This window comes from Sphingopyxis sp. SCN 67-31 (assembly GCF_001725095.1).
Genome location: NZ_MEFH01000072.1, coordinates 27,155 through 46,726, shown reverse-complemented (window position 1 = coordinate 46,726; position 19,572 = coordinate 27,155). Strand labels below are relative to the sequence as shown.

Below are 19,572 nucleotides of genomic sequence, written 5' to 3'. Positions count from 1 at the left end.
GCCATCAGAAATACCCCTCCTGCTTCTTCTTCTCCATCGACGCGTCGCCGCCGTCCTTGTCGATGATGCGGCCCTGCCGTTCGCTGGTGGTGGTCAGCAGCATTTCCTGGATGACCGCGGACAGCGTCGCCGCCTCGCTCTCGACCGCGCCGGTCAGCGGATAGCAGCCGAGGGTGCGGAAGCGCACCGAGCGTTCCACCGGCACCTCGCCGTCGCGCAGCGGGAAGCGGTCGTCGTCGACCATCAGCAACAGGCCGTCGCGCTCGACCGTCGGGCGCGGCGCGGCGAAATAAAGCGGCACGATCGGGATATTCTCGCGCGCGATATATTGCCAGATGTCGAGCTCGGTCCAGTTCGAGATCGGGAAGACGCGGATGCTTTCGCCTTTCGCCTTGCGGGCGTTGTAGAGGTTCCACAGCTCGGGGCGCTGCTGCTTCGGGTCCCAGCCGTGGCTTGCGGTGCGGAAAGAGAAGATGCGCTCCTTCGCCCGGCTCTTTTCCTCGTCGCGCCGCGCGCCGCCGAACGCGACGTCGAAGCCGTGGAGGTCGAGCGCCTGCTTCAGCCCCTCGGTCTTCCACATATCGGTGTGGAGGGGACCATGGTCGAACGGGTTGATCCCGCGCGCCTTCGCCTCCGGGTTCTGATAGACGATCAGTTCCATCCCGCTCTCGGCCGCCATGCGGTCGCGCAGTTCGTACATCGCGCGGAACTTCCACGTCGTGTCGACATGCATCAGCGGGAAAGGCGGCGGCGAGGGATAAAAGGCCTTGCGCGCCAGATGCAGCATCACCGCGCTATCCTTGCCCACCGAATAGAGCATCACCGGCCTGGCGGCGTCCGCCATCACCTCGCGCAGGATATGGATGCTCTCGGCCTCCAGACGGTCCAGATGGGTCAGCGTATCGATCATCCCCCGCCCTTGCCGTCCCGTATCGCGCCGGGCAAGCTGTATGCCCTTTTCCCGGTGCAAGCCAGACTTGTGCGGCTCAACCATCGACCTTCGCCGCGCGCCAGTCGGTCGCCGCGCGCTCGATCGCGGGCAGCGCATGCGCGAGCCGCGGCGCGACATCGGCCTGCGCGCGCCACGTCGGATGGATCAGCAGGCCAAGCTCGCGGCGCAGGTCATAGCCGCCGACCCGCAGCGGCACGATGCCCTCGATCGCGAGCGATACCGGCGCGGTGGTGATGCCCACCCCCGCCGCGACCATGCGCAGGCAGCGTTCGTCGCTGTCGCTGCGCAGCGCGAAGCGCGGGCGGACGCGGTGGCGCGTGAAGAAGCGGCTGGTCGCGTCGAGCAATTCGCAGGCGCGGCGCGCGATCATCGTCTCGGGCGCCAGTTCCTCGGGCCCGACCTCCCCGCGCCCGGCCAGCACATGGTCGGCGGCGACGAACATCACCAGCGGCTCGTCATAGAGCGGGACGACATGCGGCCCGCGCTCGCCGGGGCGCAGCGGGACGAGCGCGATATGCAGCCGCCCGCCATGGACGCCGGCGCGCAGGTCCGACTCGCCATTCTCGACGATCTCGATCGCGAAGTCGCGCGCGAGCAGCGCCGCGACGGCCTGCAGGAACTCGCCGGGCACCGACCGGATCGTGCCGAGTTTCAGCGCCGGCCGGTCGCTTTCCTCGGCGCGGCCGAAGGTGTCGGCGGCGCGAAAGCCGCGTTCGAGGTCGCGCGCGATCGGCAGGAAGCGGCCGCCCGCCTCGGTCAGGCGGATCTGGCGGCGGTTGCGAATGAACAAAGGCGCGCCGACGAGCCGTTCGAGGTCGGCGATGCCGGTCGACAGCGCGGGCTGGGTAACGCGGATATGCTGCGCGGCGCGCGTGAAGCTGCCCGCATCGACGACGGCGAGGAACTGGCGAATATGCGCGCGCTTTATCATAAGTTTTTCTTATGCTGAAACGCATGAAGTTTCAATTTTCATATGCTGCGGCTTTGCGGCAGACTTCGCGGCGACCACGTTCGTGCGGGCAGTTCGCGCGGGCGGGGCCCCTGTTCCGCTCCCGATCGAAGGAACCCTGATGCGCGCTACCCCCGATTTCGATTTTGCGCTCGGCGAGACCGCCGACATGATCCGCGGCACCACCGCCCGCTTCGCCGACGAGGTGATCGCGCCGCTGGCCGACCGCGCCGACCGCGAGGACTGGTTCCCGCGCGCTGAACTGTGGCCCGCGATGGGCGATCTCGGCCTGCACGGCATCACGGTTGAAGAGGAATGGGGCGGGCTGGGCCTCGGCTATCTGGAGCATGTGATCGCGGTCGAGGAAGTGTCGCGGGCGTCGGGCGCCATCGGCCTGTCCTATGGCGCGCACTCGAACCTGTGCGTCAACCAGATCCGCCGCTGGGGCAATGAAGCGCAGAAGCGCAAATATCTGCCGAAGCTGATCTCGGGCGAGCATGTCGGCAGCCTCGCCATGTCGGAGGCCGGCGCGGGCAGCGACGTCGTGTCGATGAAGCTGAAGGCCGAGAAGAAAGGCGACCGCTTCATCCTCAACGGCACGAAATACTGGATCACCAACGCGGCCCATGCCGACACGCTGGTCGTTTACGCGAAGACCAGCCCCGAGGCGGGATCGCGCGGCATCACGGCCTTCCTGATCGAAAAGGACATGCCGGGTTTCGCCATCGGGCAGAAGATCGACAAGGTCGGCATGCGCGGCTCCCCCACCGCCGAACTCGTCTTCACCGATTGCGAGGTCAGCGAGGAACAGGTCATGGGGCCGGAGAATGGCGGCGTCGGCGTGCTGATGTCGGGGCTCGACTACGAACGCGTCGTGCTGGCGGGGCTCCAGCTCGGCATCATGCAGGCGTGCCTCGACACCGTCATTCCCTATGTCCGCGAGCGCCGGCAGTTCGGCAAGCCGATCGGTTCGTTCCAGCTGATGCAGGCGAAGGTCGCCGACATGTATGTCGCGCTCCAGTCGGCGCGTTCCTATGTCTACAACGTCGCCAAGGCCTGCGATGCCGAGCAGACGACGCGCTTCGATGCGGCGGGTGCGATCCTGCTCGCGAGCGAGAGCGCGGTGAAGGTCGCGGGCGAGGCGATCCAGGCGCTCGGCGGCGCGGGCTACACCAGGGACTGGCCGGTCGAGCGCTATTGGCGCGACGCCAAGCTGCTCGACATCGGCGCGGGCACCAACGAGATACGGCGCATGCTGATCGGCCGCGAACTGATCGGCGTCGGGGCGTGAGCCTGCTCTGGCTGTCGGCGGCGCTGATGGCGGCGACGGCCTTCGTCCACGGCGTCCTCGGCGAGCGGCGGCTGATCGGGCCGCTGATGATGCTCGATCAGGGCGTGATGGGCGTCGATCTGGCGCGCCGCGTTTTTCGCCTCGCCTGGCATGCGCTGTCGCTGCTGATGCTGGTATCGGCGGCGGCGGTGATCTGGCCGGGAACGCCGCGCGGGCTGATCCTGCTGATCGGCACGGCGTGGACCGCGACCGGGCTGTTCGACGCCGTCTATACGCGCGGGCGGCACATCGGCTGGCCTTTCCTCACCGCATCGGGCGCGCTCGCGCTGCTGGGGGCGGCATGAGCGAGACGATGCTCGACGCGCTGCAATATTATGGCGCCGCCGCGGCGACGATCGCGGCGCTGCTCGTCTCGCTCAATCTCGGCGAGCGGTGGAACGGCTGGGCGTTCGTCATCTTCGTGACCAGTAGCCTCGCGCTGATCGCGTGGGGGTTCCTGCAATCCGACAGCGAGGGCATCGGATGGCAGAATGTCGCGCTGCTCTGCATCAACTGCGTCGGCGTCTATCGCCACCTGATCCGCAGGAAGCCGGTTGGCAAACAGGCCTCAAATGATTGACGTCATTGCGAGGAGCGGAGCGACGCAATCCAAGGCGATTACCGCACGCTCTACACCGAGCCTTAAATCTACACCGCTTGCCCTGAGCTTGTCGAAGGGCCGCTCTTTTCTTTGGCGCCGCAAAAGAAGGGCGGTGCTTCGACAAGCTCAGCACGAACGGACGATGGAGTGTCTCAGATTTAACGCACCCCGCTCTGGATTGCCGCGTCGCTTCGCTCCTCGCAATGACGGGGCTGAATCACCCCCACACGCGCACGCGCTTGTCGGGCGCGAGGTAGAGGGCATCGCCTTCCTTGACGTCGAACGCCTTGTACCACGCGTCGAGGTTGCGGACGGTCAGCGCGCGATACATGCCCGGCGCGTGGCCGTCGGTGGCGACGCGCTGGCGCAGCGCCTCGTCGCGCATCTTGGTCGCCCAGGTCTGCGCATAGGCGATGAAAAAGCGCTGGTCACCGGTGAAGCCGTCGATCACCGGCGCGTCCTTGCCGTTCAGCGACGCATGATAGGCGTCATAGGCGGCCTGGAGCCCCGCGACGTCGGCGATATTCTCCCCCAGCGTCAGCTTGCCGTTCACCGCAAGGTCGGGAAACGGCTTGTAGGTGTCGAACTGCGCCGCGAGCGCCGCGCCCGCTTCCTCGAACTTCCTAAGGTCGGCGGCCGTCCACCAATTGCGCAGCGCGCCGGTCGAATCGAACGCCGCGCCGTTGTTGTCGAAACTGTGGCTGATCTCGTGCCCGATCACGGCACCGATCGCCCCGTAATTATAGGCGGGATCGGCAGCCGCGTTGAAGAAGGGCGGCTGGAGGATCGCGGCGGGGAAGTTCAGCGCATTCTGCACCGGCAGGTTGACCGCGTTGACCGTCTGCGGCGTCATCCACCATTCGGCCTTGTCCATCGGCTTGCCGATCTTGGCGAGCTGGTGGACATATTCGGCCTTTTCGCCCGCGATTTCGTTCGCATAGGCGTTGTCGGCGCTTATCGTGTAGCTGCCGTAATCGCGCCACGTCTCCGGGTAGCCGACGCCGACGACGATCGTCTCGACCTTCTTGATCGCTTCCTTCTTGGTTTCGGGGGCCATCCAGTCGATCGCGCCGACGCGCTTCGCGAACGCCGCCTTGATCCCCTTCACCATGTCGCCGACCTCGGCCTTCGCCGACGCCGGGAAATATTTCTCGGCATAGACGCGGCCGACCGCGTCGCCGAGATATGTGTTCAGCGCGTCGAGCGCGCGCTTGTCGCGGCTGCGCTGCTGCGGTGTGCCAAAAAGCGCCGTCCCGTAGAAAGCGAAATGCGCCGTGTCGATCGCGCTCGTCAGCACCTCGGCGTGGCTGTTGATCTGGTGGAACGCCAGCCAGTCCTTCCACGCATCGAGCGGCTCCGACGCCACGAGCGCCGACAGGCCGGTGATCGCCTTCGCATGATAGGCGCCGAACTTCGCCGCCTTGTCGAGACCCGCCGCCGCGAAATAAGCGTCCCAGTCGATGCCCGGCGCCTTCTTCGCGAAGTCGGCCCGCGTCCACACGTCGGCGGATTTGGTGAAATCCTCGCTGGCCTCGCGCGTCGCATGGGCGCGCGCGATCTTGATCTCCAGGTCATAGACGCGCTTCGCCTTCGCCGCGGCGTCCGGCTGCCCCGCCGCGGTCAGCAGCTTGGCGATATAGGCCTGATATTGCGTACGCAGCGCCGCCATCTTCGGATCGGCCGACAGATAATATTCGCGCTCGGGCAGCCCGAGCCCGCCCTGCAATATATAGGGAATGACGTCGCCGGGGGTCGCGAGACCCTGCGTCACGAAGATGCCGAACAGGTTTTCGGTGTTGAAGTCGGTCGCGTTGAGCGGATCGACGTCGGCGCGCGTCTGTTCGCCCAGCACCTTCGCCAGCGCCGCCTTGTCGCCGATCGCCGCGAAGCGCGCGAGGTCGGCCTCGACCGGCTTCATCCCCGCAGCGTCGATCGCGTCGGTGCTGACATAGGCCTTGTAGAAAGCGGCGATGCGGCCGGCGTCGCTGTCCGCATCCCCGCCCCGCTTGACGATCGCGTCGACCAGTTCGCGCGTGCGCTTCTCGGTTTCGAGGAAAGCCGTATAGAAGGCGCCGGTCGACGAGCGGTCGGCGGGAATCTCGGTGGTCTTCTGCCAGTTGCCGTTCGCATAGGCATAGAAATCGTCGCCGGGCTTGACGCTCGTGTCCATCGCCGCCTTGCTGATGCCCAGCTCGGTGCCGACGGTATAGCTCGCCTCCTGCTTGTCGCCGCCCTTCGAGCAGGCGACGGGCCCCGCGACGATCGCGGCGGTGGACAGGAGAAGGACGAAGACGGTTTTTCTCATGGAAGCGGCCTTGCTTGTTGGGGGTCGGTCGAGAGGCATAAGCCTGCGGCCATCCGGTTTCAATGCCAACCAAATTCGGCCTGCGGTCCTTCCCAACCGACGAACGGCGGGATAGGCCGACACGCCTGCAAAGGAGAGAGACGAAGGTGAGCGCACCGGTTCTGGGAACGATGGTCGATGCGGACGGCGACGCATTCCGCGCCAATGCCGCGCACAACCGCGCCTTGCGCGACGCGCTTCGGGCGCGCGTCGCCGCGGCGGCACGGGGCGGGAGCGAGAAGGCGCGCGAGCGCCACACGAGCCGCGGCAAGCTGCTGCCGCGCGAACGCGTCGAGCGGCTGCTCGATCCGGGATCGCCCTTTCTCGAGATCGGCCAGCTCGCCGCATGCGACATGTATGGCGGCGATATCGCGGGCGCCGGGATGATCACTGGGATCGGCCGCGTCGCGGGACGGCAGGCGATGATCGTCTGCAACGACGCGACGGTGAAGGGCGGCACATACTACCCGATGACGGTGAAGAAGCATCTGCGCGCGCAGGAGATCGCCGAAGCGAACCGCCTGCCGTGCATCTACCTCGTCGACAGCGGCGGCGCGAACCTGCCGCATCAGGCCGAGGTGTTTCCCGACCGCGACCATTTCGGCCGCATCTTCTTCAACCAGGCGACGATGTCGGCGAAGCGCATCCCGCAGGTCGCCTGCGTGATGGGAAGCTGCACCGCGGGCGGCGCCTATGTCCCCGCGATGAGCGACGAGACGGTGATCGTCCGGGACCAGGGCACGATCTTCCTCGCCGGCCCGCCGCTGGTAAAGGCCGCGACGGGCGAGGAGATCAGCGCCGAGGAACTGGGCGGCGGCGACCTGCACGCGCGCAAATCGGGCGTCGTCGACCATCTCGCCGAAAATGACGAACATGCGCTGACGATCGTGCGCGATATCGTCTCGACCTTCGGCGTCGAGCAAGGCTTCGAAGTGGCGATGAAGGACCCGCGCCCGCCAAAATACGACGCCGAGGACCTGTACGGCATCATCCCGCAGGACGTGCGCGCGCCCTATGACGTGCACGAGGTGATCGCGCGCATCGTCGACGGCAGCGAGTTCCACGAATTCAAGGCCACCTATGGCACGACGCTCGTCTGCGGCTTCGCGCATATCTGGGGCATTCCGGTCGCGATCCTCGCCAACAACGGCGTGCTGTTCAGCGAGAGCGCGGTGAAGGGCGCGCATTTCATCGAACTGGCGCAGCAGCGCCGCATCCCCCTGCTCTTCCTCCAGAACATCAGCGGCTTCATGGTCGGCGGCAAATATGAGGCCGAGGGGATCGCCAAGCATGGCGCGAAGCTGGTGACGGCGGTCGCGACCGCGACGGTGCCCAAGATCACCGTGCTGATCGGCGGCAGCTTCGGCGCGGGCAATTACGGCATGTGCGGGCGCGCCTATTCGCCCCGCTTCCTGTTCACCTGGCCCAATGCGCGGATCAGCGTGATGGGCGGCGAGCAGGCGGCGAGCGTGCTGGCGACCGTCCACCGCGACGCCGACACATGGACGCCGGAAGAAGCCGAAGCCTTCAAGGCGCCGATCCGCCAGACCTACGAGGACGAGGGGAATCCCTATTATGCGACCGCGCGATTGTGGGACGACGGCATCATCGACCCCGCCCAGACGCGCGACGTGCTGGGACTGGCTTTTGCGGCGACGCTGAACGCCCCGGTCGAGGACCGCGGGTTCGGCGTGTTCAGGATGTGATGATGGCGGCGCCACATGATCCTCCCCGGAACGGGGAGGTGGCATCGCGCAGCGGTGACGGAGGGGTCGGAGCCTCGCCGTCTGGCGCGCGGGCATGACCGGTAGCGCCCGGCCCCTCCACCATCCTTCGGATGGTCCCCCTCCCCGTTCCGGGGAGGATTCGGGGCGGGTGCGGCATCGGACGCTGGGTGCGCCCGACGGGACGGTGAAGCGCGCTCGCGAGCTTCGGCACGAGATGACGCTCCCGGAACTCCTGCTGTGGCGAGAGTTGCGCGGCAAGAAGGCCGGGCTGAAGTTCCGGCGCCAGTTTCCGGTGCTGGATTATGTCGCCGACTTTGCTTGCGTGGAGGTTCGCTTGCTGATCGGAATCGACGGGATCGCGCATGATATGGGGGATCGGCCTGAACGCGATCAGCGGCGGGATCGGATTTTGGGCGAAAAAGGATGGAGAATCGTGCGGATCATGGCGGGTGATATTTTGAAGGATGCAAAGGAAGTGGCGCAATCCATCGCGGTCCTGGCCGAGAGCCAGCGGCCCCTCCACCATCCTGCGGATGGTCCCCCTCCCCTTACCGGGGAGGAACGGCCGTGATCCAATCTCTCCTCATCGCCAATCGCGGCGAGATCGCCTGCCGTATCATCCGCACCGCGCGCGAGATGGGCATACGGACCGTTGCGGTCTATTCGGATGCCGATGCCAGGGCGCTGCATGTGCGCGAGGCTGACGAAGCCGTGCATATCGGGCCGTCGCCGGCGCGCGAATCCTATCTGGTCGGCGCGAAGATCATCGCCGCCGCCAAGGCGACCGGGGCCGAGGCGATCCATCCGGGATACGGGTTCCTGTCCGAGAATGCCGAATTCGCGCAGGCGGTGATGGATGCCGGGCTCGTGTGGGTCGGGCCGAAGCCGTCGTCGATCACCGCGATGGGCCTCAAGGACGCCGCCAAGGCACTGATGGCCGAAGCCGGGGTGCCGGTGACGCCGGGCTATATGGGCGCGAACCAGGACCCCGCTTTCCTCGCCGAACAGGCGGCCGAGATCGGCTATCCCGTCCTCATCAAGGCGGTCGCGGGCGGTGGCGGCAAGGGAATGCGCAAGGTGGACAGCGCGGCGGACTTCGCCGACGCGCTTGCCTCGTGCCAGCGCGAAGCGGCGGCGTCGTTCGGCAACGCCCATGTGCTGATCCGAGGTGCAGGTGTTTGGCGACGCGCACGGCAATATCGTCCACCTGTTCGAGCGCGACTGCTCGCTCCAGCGCCGCCACCAGAAGGTGATCGAGGAAGCCCCTGCCCCCGGCATGGACGACGCAACCCGGCAGCAGCTTTGCGCCGCCGCCGTGCGCGCGGCCAAGGCTGTCGATTATGTCGGCGCGGGGACGATCGAGTTTATCGCCGATGCGTCGGAAGGCCTGCGCGCCGACCGCATCTGGTTCATGGAAATGAACACGCGCTTGCAGGTCGAGCATCCGGTGACCGAGGAAATCACCGGCGTCGACCTCGTCGAATGGCAGCTTCGCGTCGCGAGCGGCGAGCCACTGCCGCTGACGCAAGACGATCTCACGATCGAGGGCTGGGCGATGGAGGCGCGCCTCTACGCCGAGGACCCGGCAAAGGGCTTCCTTCCTTCGACCGGCCCGCTCGAACTGTTTCAACTGCCCGACCATATCGGCCGGGTCGATACCGGCGTCTATGAAGGCGCGGAGGTTTCGCCCTTCTACGACCCGATGATCGCCAAGCTGATCGCGCACGGCGAGGGCCGCGAAGCGGCGCGCGAGACGCTGTCGGAGATGCTGGAGGACAGCGCGGTCTGGCCGGTCAGGACCAACGCGGCCTTCCTGATCCGCGCGCTCGATCATCCCGATTTCGTCGCGGGGGCGGTCGACACCGGGCTGATCGGCCGCGACGGCGAAGCGATGGCGGCCGCGCCGGAGCCCTCCGCCGCGGCGTTGACCAATGCCGCGATGGCGATGGTGCCGCGTTCGTTGCAGGCAGGCTTCCGCCTCAACGCCCCCGACGTGCGTAGTGCGCCCTTCCTGCTCGACGGAAAGCGGGTCGACGTGGCGCTCCACGGACCCGGCACCGACGAACCCGCGCCCGCGATGCTCGTCGCCGAAGCGGGCGCCGTATGGCAACTCACCCCGTGGCGCGTCGAGGGGGGCGCGGGCGGCGCGGCAAGCGATGGCGCGATCCTGTCGCCGATGCCCGGCAAGATCATCGCGGTCGCCGTCGCCGCCGGCGAGCCGGTGACGAAGGGACAGAAGCTGCTGACGCTGGAGGCCATGAAGATGGAACACAGCCTGATCGCGCCTTTCGATGGCGTGGTCGCCGAACTCAACGCCACGCCGGGCGCGCAGGTGCAGGTCGAGGCGCTGCTCGCGCGGATCGAGGCGGCCGGATGAGCGATCTGGTGCTGCGCGATGCGACGACGGCGGATCTGCCGGCGATCCTGGCGATGCTTGCAGAGGAAACTATCCCGGCGAACCGCGAAGCCGACCCGACGGACCCGCGCTATCTGGCCGCGTTCGAGGCGATCGAGGCCGACCCGAACCAGCGGCTGATCACGGCCGAACTGGACGACCGCGTCGTCGGAACGATGCAACTGAGCTTCCTGCCGGGGCTTTCCTTCATCGGAAGCTGGCGCGGACTGATCGAGGCGGTGCGCATCGTCGCCGACCTGCGCGGGCAAAGGCTGGGCGAGCAGATGATATTGTGGGCGGTGGACCAGTGCCGCATGCGCGATTGCAAGCTCGTCCAGCTCACTTCGTCTGCTACACGCACCGCCGCGCACCGCTTCTACGCCCGCCTTGGCTTCGTGCAGAGCCACGTCGGCATGAAATTGCACTTGAGGGACTGACAATGGCAGGACGCTTTTTCGACGAATGGAGCATCGGCGACACGCTGTCGCACGATATCCGCCGCACGGTGACCGAAACCGACAATCTGCTGTTCACGACGATGACGCACAATCCGCAGCCGCTGCATCTCGACATCGAGGCGGCGAAGGCGTCGGAATTCGGGCAAATCCTTGTCAACGGCACCTTCACCTTCAGCCTGATGGTCGGCCTGTCGGTCGGCGACACGACGCTCGGCACGCTGGTCGCCAACCTCGGCTACGATAAGCTGGTGATGCCGAATCCGGTGTTCCTCGGCGACACGCTGCGCGCGACGAGCGAGGTGATCGGCCTGCGGGAGTCCCAATCGCGGCCGAATGCGGGTATCGTCACCTTCCTCCACCGCTGCCTCAACCAGCGCGACGAGATCGTCTGCCAGTGCGAACGGTCGGCGCTGATCAAAAGGAAAGGCCCCTGATGCGTCTTCGTTCGCTCCTCTTCGTTCCCGGTGACAGGCCCGAACGCTTCGCCAAGGCGGCGGCGTCGGGGGCCGACGCGATCATCCTCGACCTCGAGGATTCGGTGTCGCCCGCGAACAAGGAGGCCGCGCGCGCCGCGGTGGCCGATTATCTGGCGGGAGAGCGCGAGGTCATCACGCTCGTCCGCGTCAATCCGCTCGACGGGCACATGACCGCCGCCGACGTCGCCGCGATCGCGGCGGCGCGGCCCGATGCGATCATGCTGCCCAAGGCGGAAGGCGCACCGGCGATCGCGCAGCTCGACACGATCCTGCGCAGCGAAAGTCCGGCCGGCACCTCGCTGCCGCCGATCCTGCCGATCGCGACCGAAACGCCTGCCGCCATCTTCACGCTCGGCAGCTATCGCGAGGTCGGCGCACGGCTGATCGGCCTGACCTGGGGCGCCGAGGACCTGCCCGCCGCGATCGGCGCGGCGACCAGCCGCGAAGCCGACGGCGACTATACCGACCCCTATCGCGTCGCGCGCGTGCTGACCCTGTTCGCGGCGCACGGCGCCGGGGTCGCGGCGATCGATACGGTGTTTCCCGCGATCGACGACGGGGACGGGCTGGCGGCCTATGCGGCGCGGGCGCGCCGCGACGGTTTCACCGGCATGATGGCGATCCACCCGGCGCAGGTGGCGCCGATCAACGCCGCCTTCACCCCTTCCGCCGACGAAGTCGCGCGCGCGCAGGCGATCGTCGATGCCTTCGCGGCCAATCCCGGCGCGGGCGTGCTGCAACTGGACGGCAAGATGGTCGACGCGCCGCACCTGAAACAGGCGCGGCATATCCTGTCGCTGGCCGACTGACCCACGGCTTTCCTTCATCGCGAAGCGAGGGGGCAGGAACCGCGGCTATCCTAAGCTTCGTCCTGCTGAACTTGTTTCGGCATCCATGGCCCGCGTTCTCGCCCGGCGCCCCTTTTGGACAGGTGCCGTTCCCCGGCGAAAGCCGGGGCCTAGATGGCATGGCGCTGCCCCGCGTGGGCCCCGGCTTTCGCCGGGGAACAAGCCCTTACGCGGAGGGAGCACCTCTATCTGAAGGATATGTACGCCAAACAAGTTCAGGGTGACGGAAAGCCGGAAGCGTGCCGACCGAGGGGAGTTTGCTTCGTCTCGCAATGACGATCGTCTATTTGAACGGCCGGTGGCGCTTCATCCACGCCTTGCCGCGGTGCCAGCTTTTGCGGAGGCCGCGCTCGGTCAGGCTTTCGAACATGGCGTCGGGGCTCGTCGGGTCGAGCAATTCGTTCTCGGCGATATATTCGTCGAGCGGGCCGGGCGCGATCAGGTCGAGCCATTCGAGCGAGCGGCCGTCGCCGCGCAGCGCCTCGACGGTCTCGATCAACGATCCGGTGCGGTCGAAGGCGCGCGCGACGTCGTCGCGTTCGACGCCCAGATGCTCGGCGATCAGCGATTCGCGCAGGCGCCGGATCGTCGGCCCGACGTCGCGATTGGCGGGTAGCGCGGCGTCGATCGTCACGTCGCATTCGCTGTCGAGCCCCATCGAGCGATTGTTGAGGTTGGCCGATCCGACACGGATCAGCCGGTCGTCGACGATCGCGGTCTTGGCATGGACATAGATGGGATCGCCGCCCACGGTATGCGGAACATAGATGCGCAGCCGGTCGCCGTGCTTCGCCTTGGCGATCTCGCGCACCAGCTTCGCGCGCGCGGCGTCCATCGCCATCTGTTCGAGCCAGCCGTCGGCCTGTTTCGGCATCACCAGCACGAATTCGGGCGGGTCGTCCTCGTTCAACCGTTCGGCGATTGCGGCGGCGATCTTGCCGCAGGTGAAATATTGATTCTCGAAATAGATGAAGCGCTTCGCACCCGCGATGAGGTCGAGATAGAGCTGCTCGATCTCGCGTATCTCGGGATAGCCGTCATATTCGGCGCGGGTGCGCGAGATGGCGACATCGACGTCGCGGAAATCGGGCTCCAGCCCCTCGGGCCACGGCTCGCCCGCGCCGCTCAGGTCGCGTAGCGGCTTGTTCGTCGCGCGCTGCCAGCGTTCGTTGCCGAGTTCGGCCAGCGCCTCGCCGACGGGGCCGGCGAGGATCATCGTCGAATCGTGCCAGGGCATATAGGGCTTGCCGTCGGGTGTCGTGCGGTGCGGGTCGGCGTCGGCATGCGCGCGCGTGTCCCAGCGCCGTGCGCCGACATCGATGCCGCCGCACACCGCGAGATGATCGTCGAACACCGCGACTTTCTGATGATGGCTGCATCCCACGGGGTGCGCGCTGTCGAGCCGGAAGCTGATTGATCGCGTGACCTTCCAGCGCAGCACCATCGTGACGATGCTCGGCATCGCGAGCTGCTTGAGGCCGCCGAAATTCCAGCGCAATATGTCGATGTCGCGGTCGGGGCAGTTTTTCGCCAGCCGCAGCATGTAATGGCCGAGCGCCTCACCGCTGCCGTCGGCATCGGGGGTCAGCGCGATCCGCGGGTCGAAATCCCAGCCGATCAGCAGGATGCGCTCCTTCGCATCGGCCATCAGCCGCGCGAGCAAGGCGTAATAATCGGCGGCGTCGACGATCATCCGCGCCCTGCGCGCCCGCGCGACGCGCCAGCAATTGCGCCCCTCGGCGACGATCGGGGTCAGGTCAGCCGCGCTCATCGCCATCGCCACGCACGACGGCGGCAATGGTTGCGCGCGCGCATCGTCAGGCCCCGACGAACTGCTCCGGCGTCAACGCCATCATCGCTTCGCTGCCTGCCTCGATCTTGCGGCGCAGCGCGCCTGCGTCGGGGATGAAACGTTCGCCGAAATGGCGCGCCGTGACCAGCTTGGCTTCGAGGAAGGCGGCATCGCCGCGGCCTTCGTCCAGCGCCTTCTGCGCCGCCTCGGCGATGCGCAGCCACATCAGCCCCAGCGCGACGATCCCCATGATGTGCATATAGTGATGCGCGCCCGCGCCGACATTGTTCGGGTTGGCCATGCCGTTCTGCATGAACCACATCGTCGCGGCCTTGAGTTCGCCATTCGCCTTCTCTAGGCGCCCGGCGAGATCGGCAAAGGCGGGCTTATCTTTCGCGGCGGCACATTCGGCGTCGACGATGGCGAAGAAAGCCTGGATGGCGCGCCCGCCGTTCTGCGCGAGCTTGCGGCCGACGAGGTCCATCGCCTGCACCCCGTTGGCGCCTTCGTAGATCATCGTGATGCGGGCATCGCGGACATATTGGGACATGCCCTGTTCCTCGATGTAGCCGTGCCCGCCGAACACCTGCTGCGCGTTGACCGCGACGTCGAATCCCTTGTCGGTGCCATAGCCCTTGATCACCGGGGTCAGCAGACTGATCAGGTCGTCGGCCTGCTGGCGCTCCTCCTCGCTCTCGGCGGCGTGCGACAGATCAACCTGCAGGGCGCCCCACAGGCAGAGCGCGCGCAGGCCCTCGACCACCGCCTTGCCGTCCATCAGCATGCGGCGCACGTCGGGATGGACGAACAGCGGATCGGCCTTTTCCTGCGGGTCCTGCGGGCCGGTGAGCGCGCGGCCCTGGCGCCGGTCCTGCGCATATTGCACGGCGTTCTGGAACGCGATGTCGGCCTGTCCCAGTCCCTGGATGCCGACGCCGAGGCGCGCCGCGTTCATCATCACGAACATCGCGGCGAGCCCCTTGTTCTCTTCGCCGACCATCCAGCCCTTCGCGCCGTCGTAGTTCATCACGCAGGTCGCGTTGGCGTGGATGCCCATCTTGTGTTCGATCGAACCGCACGACAGCGTGTTGCGCTCGCCCAGCGAACCGTCCTCATCGACGAGGAACTTGGGCACGATGAACAGCGAGATGCCCTTGACGCTGTCGGGCGCGTCGGGGGTCTTGGCGAGGACGAGGTGGACGATATTGTCGGTCAGGTCGTGCTCGCCCGACGAGATGAAGATCTTGGTCCCGGTGATGCCGTAGCTGCCGTCGCCATTCGGCACCGCGCGGGTGCGGATCAGGCCGAGGTCGGTACCGCAATGCGGCTCGGTCAAGTTCATGGTCCCGCCCCACTCGCCCGAGATCATCTTCGGGACATAGACGGCCTTCTGCTCATCCGATCCCTTGACGAGGATCGCCGCAACCGCCGCCTGCGTCAGCCCCGGATACATGGCGAAGGCCTGGTTCGCCGCCATGCGATATTCCTCGACCGGAAAGCCGACGACGTGGGGAAGCCCCTGCCCGCCGAACGCCTCCGGCTGAGTCAGCAGCGTCCAGCCCGCCTCGCAATAGGCCTTGTACGCGTCCTTGAACCCTTCGGGCGTCGTCACGCTGCCGTCCTCGTGGTGGGTACAACCCTGCTGATCGCCCGAATAGTTGATCGGGAAAAGCACTTCCTCGCAGAATCGTCCGGCCTCGGTCAGCACCGCTTCGACCATGTCGGGGGTCGCGTTGGCGAAACCGGGAAGCCCGGCATAGCGTTCGATGCCGAGCACCTCATTCAACAGGAACAGCGAATCCTTCACGGGGGCGCGATAGACGGGCATGGGTCATCTTTCCGAAAGTCAGGTTGGCAACAATGTCCGTCCCGGGGAGGGTTTCAGTCGGCCTTTTCGCCTTGATCGACCTTTTTCACCGTATCGATGAAGCGCGTCAACTCCTCGACCGCGCTGTCGATATCGTCGCGCTGACGACGCAACAGCGAGATGCGCTCCTGGCATTTCTCGATCGTCACCTGCCGCTGCAGCCTCCGGCCGTCGCCGACGTCGTAGAGGTCGATCATCTCGCGGATGTCGGCGAGGCTGAAGCCGGTGCGCTTGGCGCGCAAAATCCACGCCAGCCGCGCGCGGTCGCGCTTCGAATAGATGCGCGACAGCCCCTTGCGCGACGGACTGATGAGTCCTTCGTCCTCGTAAAAGCGCAGCGCGCGCGCGGTCACGCCGAATTCGGTGGAAAGATCGGTAATGCTATATTGCTCACGCCCCAGATGATCGGGCGTGTCGATATGGGCGTGGCCGTATTCTTCGGTCATGCGGCCAAGACTAGTTTCCGTTGACGTGAACGTCAAGGGCAGCAGGTCGGGTGGAAAGCCCGCGAGTCAGCGATCGCACGGCCGGAACCTGTTGCCGTCTTTTCCGGCGATCTGCAAGCGTCTCGCATCCTCTTCCGACCAACTCGCGCGCGGCAGGCGGAGGCCGGCGAGCGAAGCGCGCTCGGGGCAGAGGTTGGCGCATTGCGGCGGCAGGCGCCCCGGAAGGGCAAGCTCGTCGTCCTCTTCGCGCACCGCCACGTCGCACCCCGGCGTCCCGGCGAACGACAGGCGCCACCGCCCCTCGCCTTCCGCTGCGCGCACGAGCGTTCCCTTTGTCGTGCAGGAAAGGCCCGGACCGAAGGCGGCGGTCAGCGCGAACCGCCACCGCCCCGGTCCGTCGGGCACCACGCACATCGCGTCGCGGCCCAGATCGTGGGCGCGCTCGAACACGCCGGTGGGCTCGCTCGCCTCGGCCCGGACGATACCGCGTTCGCGCGCCGCGCGTTCGAGCGGGTTTCGCGTGTCGATCGCGGCCTCCCCGTCCCCCGGCGGCGGCGAGCCGCATCCGGCAAGCAACGCCAGCGCGCCGAACAGCAGGCCGTCAGCCCTGCGCATCGTCGTCCAGAAAGGTCAGGCCGCCGTCGGCCTCGACCCGGCGATAGAAGCACGACCGGCGCCCGGTGTGGCACGCGGGTCCCGCCGGACGCACGCGAAGCAGCAGCGCATCCTGATCGCAATCGACACGCATCTCGACGACGGTCAGCCCGTTGCCCGAGGTTTCGCCCTTGCGCCAGAGCGCCTGCCGCGACCGCGACCAGAAATGCGCCTGTCCGGTCGCGCGCGTCCGCGCGATCGCTTCCTCGTTCATATGCGCGACCATCAGCAAGGTCGAACGATCGGCATCGACGACGATCGCGGTCAGGAGGCCTGCGGCGTCGAAGCGCGGCAGGAAACGGTCGGTTGTATCGCGGGACGGGTCCATGAAACGGCGCTTTAGAGCAGGATCGGCGGGGCTGTCACCCCACCGCGGCCCGTCCGGGCGACCGGAAGGCGAAATGAGGGGGCGACATTTGCCATTGCCGCTCCTATATGCGCGGCAGTCCCAGCCCCCTGCCCCCGGATTGACATGCTGACGACCCACCCTTTCGACGACGACAAGCTCCGCGAGGAGTGCGGCGTCTTTGGCATCCATGGCGCTGACAGCGCCGCCGCGGTCGCCGCGCTCGGCCTGCACGCGCTGCAGCATCGCGGACAGGAAGCCGCCGGCATCACCGCCTTCGACGGCCGCGATTTCCATACCCACCGTGCGATGGGCCATGTCGCGGGCAATTTCGACCGCGACGACATCATCCGCCAGCTTTCGGGCGCCGCGGCGATCGGCCATGTCCGCTATTCGACGACGGGCGAGACGGCGCTGCGCAACGTCCAGCCGCTGTTCGCGGAGCTGGCCACCGGCGGCTTCGCGATCGCGCACAACGGCAATATCTCCAACGCCATGGCGCTGCGCAAACAGCTCGTGCGGCGCGGTGCCATCTTCCAGTCGACCAGCGACACGGAGGTGATCATCCACCTCGTCGCCACGTCGAGCTATCGCACCCTGCTCGACCGCTTCATCGACGCGCTGAAGCAGGTCGAGGGCGCCTATTCGCTGATCGTGCTGACCGCGGAAGGCATGATCGGGTGCCGCGATCCACTCGGCATTCGGCCGCTCGTCATCGGCCGGCTGAACGACGCCTATATCTTCGCGTCGGAAACGGTGGCGCTCGACGTGGTCGGCGCCGAATTCGTCCGCACGGTCGAACCGGGCGAACTGGTGATCGTACGCGACGGCGAACTCATCTCGCACCACCCCTTCGCCAGCCATCCGGCGCGGCCCTGCATCTTCGAATATGTCTATTTCTCGCGTCCCGACTCGATCGTCGACGGCACCAGCGTCTATTCGGTGCGCAAGGCGATCGGCGCGGAACTGGCGCGCGAGAATCCGGTCGATGCCGACCTCGTCATCCCCGTCCCCGATTCGGGCACGCCCGCCGCGATCGGCTATGCGCAGGAATCGGGCATTCCCTTCGAGCTCGGCATCATCCGATCGCACTATGTCGGGCGCACCTTCATCCAGCCGAGCGACAAGGTCCGTCACCTCGGCGTCAAGCTGAAGCACAATGCCAACCGGGCGCTGATCAACGGCAAGCGGGTCGTGCTGATCGACGATTCGATCGTGCGCGGCACCACCAGCCTCAAGATCGTGCAGATGATGCGCGATGCCGGCGCCGCCGAGGTTCATATGCGCATCGCGAGCCCGCCGACCTCGCACAGCTGCTTCTATGGCGTCGACACGCCCGAGCGCGCGAAGCTGCTCGCCGCGCAGATGACGGTCGGACAGATGGCGAATTTCATCAATGCCGACAGCCTCGCCTTTCTGACCATCGACGGCCTGTATCGCGCGCTCGGCGAAGCGCGGCGCACCGATGCCTGCCCGCAATATTGCGACGCCTGCTTCACCGGCGACTATCCGACCACGCTGACCGACTTCGACGAGAACAGCCTGGAAGATCAATTTTCACTGCTTGCCGAGCGGGTTGTCTGACGAAATGACCAAAACATCCGAAGAACTGGCGGGGCAGGTCGCGCTCGTCACCGGCGCGAGCCGCGGCATCGGCGAGGCGATCGCCTATTCGCTCGCGCAGCGCGGCGCGCATGTCGTGATCACCGCGCGCACCGCGGGCGGGCTCGAGGAACTGGAGGATCGCATCCATGCCGCGGGCGGCAGCGCGACGATCGCGCCGCTCGACCTGACCGACGGCGACAGCATCGCGCGGCTGGCGAGCGCGATGGCCGAGCGCTGGCAGCAGATCGACATGCTGGTGATGAACGCCGCGATGCTCGGCACATTGACCCCCGTCGCCGCGATCGACGGCAAGGAATTCAACCGGCTGCTGACGCTGAACCTGATCGCACAGCAGGCACTGATCGCCAATTTCGACCCGTTGCTGCGGCGGTCGGCGAACGGCCGCCTGCTCGCGCTGTCGACCGGCGTCGCGCGGAATCCGCGCGCCTATTGGGGCGCCTATGCGGCGTCCAAGGCGGCGTTCGAGACGCTGGTGACCTGCTATGGCGCCGAAATGCGCAACATCTCGACCGTGCGCACGGCGATCCTCGACCCCGGCGGCACGCGCACCCAGATGCGCGCCCGCGCCTATCCCGGCGAGGACCCGCAGAGCATCAAGGACCCGGCGGCGGTCGGCGAATATGTCGCGCAGTTGATGGTCGAGGGCTTCGACAGCACCGCCTATCATGCGCTTCCCAAGGTGATGGAAGAGGCTTAACGCGATCTTTGCTTTCCTGTGGCAACAGGCTTGCTCGACAGGACCAATTCGCAAAGGCATCGGG

18 protein-coding genes and 1 pseudogene are annotated in these 19,572 nt (G+C 66.8%); 11 read left to right on the top strand and 8 right to left on the bottom strand.

Going from position 1 to position 19,572, the window contains the following annotated elements; translation table 11 throughout:
• Nucleotides 1–4: 4 nt before the first annotated feature.
• Both cysD and ABS88_RS15300 read right to left on the bottom strand, forming a co-directional pair.
• Entirely contained in the window at nucleotides 5–910 is a 906-nt protein-coding gene (gene cysD / locus ABS88_RS15305; RefSeq protein ID WP_067109884.1) for a sulfate adenylyltransferase subunit CysD, read from the bottom strand.
• 76 nt (nucleotides 911–986) lie between these two features.
• On the bottom strand, nucleotides 987–1,883 hold the full coding sequence (locus ABS88_RS15300) for a LysR family transcriptional regulator (protein WP_286750081.1): 897 nt from the start codon (nucleotides 1,881–1,883) through the stop codon (nucleotides 987–989).
• 139 nt (nucleotides 1,884–2,022) lie between these two features.
• Between ABS88_RS15300 and ABS88_RS15295 the strand changes: the two genes are divergently transcribed.
• Genes ABS88_RS15295 through ABS88_RS15285 form a run of 3 tightly spaced genes read left to right on the top strand, consistent with a single transcriptional unit; the run spans nucleotide 2,023 to nucleotide 3,811 of the window.
• The gene (locus tag ABS88_RS15295) at nucleotides 2,023–3,192 is read left to right on the top strand and encodes an isovaleryl-CoA dehydrogenase (protein WP_286750080.1); all 1,170 of its coding nucleotides are present in this window, start codon (nucleotides 2,023–2,025) and stop codon (nucleotides 3,190–3,192) included.
• A complete protein-coding gene (locus ABS88_RS15290; protein ID WP_286750079.1) occupies nucleotides 3,189–3,536 on the top strand; it encodes a hypothetical protein in 348 nt (115 codons plus the stop codon). The genes ABS88_RS15295 and ABS88_RS15290 overlap by 4 nt, the downstream gene beginning before the upstream one ends.
• Nucleotides 3,533–3,811 (top strand): hypothetical protein, encoded by a 279-nt coding sequence (locus ABS88_RS15285; RefSeq protein WP_067183803.1) that lies wholly within the window; start codon nucleotides 3,533–3,535, stop codon nucleotides 3,809–3,811. The genes ABS88_RS15290 and ABS88_RS15285 overlap by 4 nt, the downstream gene beginning before the upstream one ends.
• A 238-nt stretch (nucleotides 3,812–4,049) precedes the next feature.
• Here ABS88_RS15285 and ABS88_RS15280 read toward each other — a convergent pair whose 3' ends face one another.
• Nucleotides 4,050–6,137: a M13 family metallopeptidase gene (locus ABS88_RS15280; RefSeq protein ID WP_286750078.1), complete on the bottom strand. Its 2,088-nt coding sequence runs from the start codon at nucleotides 6,135–6,137 to the stop codon at nucleotides 4,050–4,052.
• A gap of 146 nt (nucleotides 6,138–6,283) precedes the next feature.
• On the opposite strand from ABS88_RS15280, the gene ABS88_RS15275 reads away from it, so the two are divergent.
• The 6 genes and pseudogenes from ABS88_RS15275 (at nucleotide 6,284) to ABS88_RS15250 (ending at nucleotide 12,041) form a co-directional block, all read left to right on the top strand.
• Nucleotides 6,284–7,882, top strand: a complete 1,599-nt coding sequence (locus ABS88_RS15275) for a carboxyl transferase domain-containing protein (protein WP_286750077.1) — start codon at nucleotides 6,284–6,286, stop codon at nucleotides 7,880–7,882.
• A gap of 94 nt (nucleotides 7,883–7,976) precedes the next feature.
• On the top strand, nucleotides 7,977–8,474 hold the full coding sequence (locus tag ABS88_RS15270; RefSeq protein WP_353745094.1) for an endonuclease domain-containing protein: 498 nt from the start codon (nucleotides 7,977–7,979) through the stop codon (nucleotides 8,472–8,474).
• A pseudogene (locus ABS88_RS15265) lies at nucleotides 8,471–10,280 on the top strand (acetyl/propionyl/methylcrotonyl-CoA carboxylase subunit alpha). Before ABS88_RS15270 ends, ABS88_RS15265 begins: the two are co-directional and overlap by 4 nt.
• A complete protein-coding gene (locus ABS88_RS15260) occupies nucleotides 10,277–10,735 on the top strand; it encodes a GNAT family N-acetyltransferase (RefSeq protein ID WP_286750076.1) in 459 nt (152 codons plus the stop codon). The pseudogene ABS88_RS15265 and the gene ABS88_RS15260 overlap by 4 nt, the downstream one beginning before the upstream one ends.
• Before the next feature lie 2 nt (nucleotides 10,736–10,737).
• Nucleotides 10,738–11,190 (top strand): MaoC family dehydratase, encoded by a 453-nt coding sequence (locus ABS88_RS15255; protein WP_286750075.1) that lies wholly within the window; start codon nucleotides 10,738–10,740, stop codon nucleotides 11,188–11,190.
• The gene (locus ABS88_RS15250) at nucleotides 11,190–12,041 is read left to right on the top strand and encodes an HpcH/HpaI aldolase/citrate lyase family protein (RefSeq protein WP_212597140.1); all 852 of its coding nucleotides are present in this window, start codon (nucleotides 11,190–11,192) and stop codon (nucleotides 12,039–12,041) included. Before ABS88_RS15255 ends, ABS88_RS15250 begins: the two co-directional genes overlap by 1 nt.
• Before the next feature lie 322 nt (nucleotides 12,042–12,363).
• On the opposite strand, the gene ABS88_RS15245 is transcribed toward ABS88_RS15250, so the two are convergent.
• The 5 genes from ABS88_RS15245 to hisI all read right to left on the bottom strand — a co-directional run bounded on the left by ABS88_RS15245 (nucleotide 12,364) and on the right by hisI (nucleotide 17,167).
• Nucleotides 12,364–13,851: a phospholipase D-like domain-containing protein gene (locus ABS88_RS15245; RefSeq protein WP_286750074.1), complete on the bottom strand. Its 1,488-nt coding sequence runs from the start codon at nucleotides 13,849–13,851 to the stop codon at nucleotides 12,364–12,366.
• A 46-nt stretch (nucleotides 13,852–13,897) separates the two neighbouring features.
• Complete coding sequence (locus tag ABS88_RS15240; protein ID WP_212597142.1) at nucleotides 13,898–15,700, bottom strand: acyl-CoA dehydrogenase C-terminal domain-containing protein; 1,803 nt, start codon at nucleotides 15,698–15,700, stop codon at nucleotides 13,898–13,900.
• Nucleotides 15,701–15,753: 53 nt separating this feature from the next.
• Entirely contained in the window at nucleotides 15,754–16,185 is a 432-nt protein-coding gene (locus ABS88_RS15235) for a MerR family transcriptional regulator (RefSeq protein WP_067109923.1), read from the bottom strand.
• A gap of 66 nt (nucleotides 16,186–16,251) precedes the next feature.
• Complete coding sequence (locus tag ABS88_RS15230) at nucleotides 16,252–16,800, bottom strand: hypothetical protein (protein ID WP_212597143.1); 549 nt, start codon at nucleotides 16,798–16,800, stop codon at nucleotides 16,252–16,254.
• Nucleotides 16,787–17,167: a phosphoribosyl-AMP cyclohydrolase gene (gene hisI, locus ABS88_RS15225; protein WP_212597144.1), complete on the bottom strand. Its 381-nt coding sequence runs from the start codon at nucleotides 17,165–17,167 to the stop codon at nucleotides 16,787–16,789. The genes ABS88_RS15230 and hisI overlap by 14 nt, the downstream gene beginning before the upstream one ends.
• 144 nt (nucleotides 17,168–17,311) lie before the next feature.
• Here hisI and purF point away from each other — a divergent pair, with 144 nt between their 5' ends.
• Nucleotides 17,312–18,769, top strand: a complete 1,458-nt coding sequence (purF, locus tag ABS88_RS15220; RefSeq protein ID WP_076075518.1) for an amidophosphoribosyltransferase — start codon at nucleotides 17,312–17,314, stop codon at nucleotides 18,767–18,769.
• Nucleotides 18,770–18,773: 4 nt separating this feature from the next.
• The gene (locus ABS88_RS15215; protein WP_067109934.1) at nucleotides 18,774–19,508 is read left to right on the top strand and encodes an SDR family NAD(P)-dependent oxidoreductase; all 735 of its coding nucleotides are present in this window, start codon (nucleotides 18,774–18,776) and stop codon (nucleotides 19,506–19,508) included.
• Nucleotides 19,509–19,572 lie beyond the last annotated feature (64 nt).

Bases quoted from the DNA above. Each gene is read 5' to 3' on its own strand.
- cysD (WP_067109884.1), bottom strand. From the start codon at position 910: ATGATCGATACGCTGACCCATCTGGACCGTCTGGAGGCCGAGAGCATC.
- ABS88_RS15300 (WP_286750081.1), bottom strand. From the start codon at position 1,883: ATGATAAAGCGCGCGCATATTCGCCAGTTCCTCGCCGTCGTCGATGCG.
- ABS88_RS15295 (WP_286750080.1), top strand. From the start codon at position 2,023: ATGCGCGCTACCCCCGATTTCGATTTTGCGCTCGGCGAGACCGCCGAC.
- ABS88_RS15285 (WP_067183803.1), top strand. From the start codon at position 3,533: ATGAGCGAGACGATGCTCGACGCGCTGCAATATTATGGCGCCGCCGCG.
- ABS88_RS15280 (WP_286750078.1), bottom strand. From the start codon at position 6,137: ATGAGAAAAACCGTCTTCGTCCTTCTCCTGTCCACCGCCGCGATCGTC.
- ABS88_RS15270 (WP_353745094.1), top strand. From the start codon at position 7,977: ATGACCGGTAGCGCCCGGCCCCTCCACCATCCTTCGGATGGTCCCCCT.
- ABS88_RS15260 (WP_286750076.1), top strand. From the start codon at position 10,277: ATGAGCGATCTGGTGCTGCGCGATGCGACGACGGCGGATCTGCCGGCG.
- ABS88_RS15255 (WP_286750075.1), top strand. From the start codon at position 10,738: ATGGCAGGACGCTTTTTCGACGAATGGAGCATCGGCGACACGCTGTCG.
- ABS88_RS15250 (WP_212597140.1), top strand. From the start codon at position 11,190: ATGCGTCTTCGTTCGCTCCTCTTCGTTCCCGGTGACAGGCCCGAACGC.
- ABS88_RS15245 (WP_286750074.1), bottom strand. From the start codon at position 13,851: ATGAGCGCGGCTGACCTGACCCCGATCGTCGCCGAGGGGCGCAATTGC.
- ABS88_RS15240 (WP_212597142.1), bottom strand. From the start codon at position 15,700: ATGCCCGTCTATCGCGCCCCCGTGAAGGATTCGCTGTTCCTGTTGAAT.
- ABS88_RS15235 (WP_067109923.1), bottom strand. From the start codon at position 16,185: ATGACCGAAGAATACGGCCACGCCCATATCGACACGCCCGATCATCTG.
- ABS88_RS15230 (WP_212597143.1), bottom strand. From the start codon at position 16,800: ATGCGCAGGGCTGACGGCCTGCTGTTCGGCGCGCTGGCGTTGCTTGCC.
- hisI (WP_212597144.1), bottom strand. From the start codon at position 17,167: ATGGACCCGTCCCGCGATACAACCGACCGTTTCCTGCCGCGCTTCGAC.
- purF (WP_076075518.1), top strand. From the start codon at position 17,312: ATGCTGACGACCCACCCTTTCGACGACGACAAGCTCCGCGAGGAGTGC.
- ABS88_RS15215 (WP_067109934.1), top strand. From the start codon at position 18,774: ATGACCAAAACATCCGAAGAACTGGCGGGGCAGGTCGCGCTCGTCACC.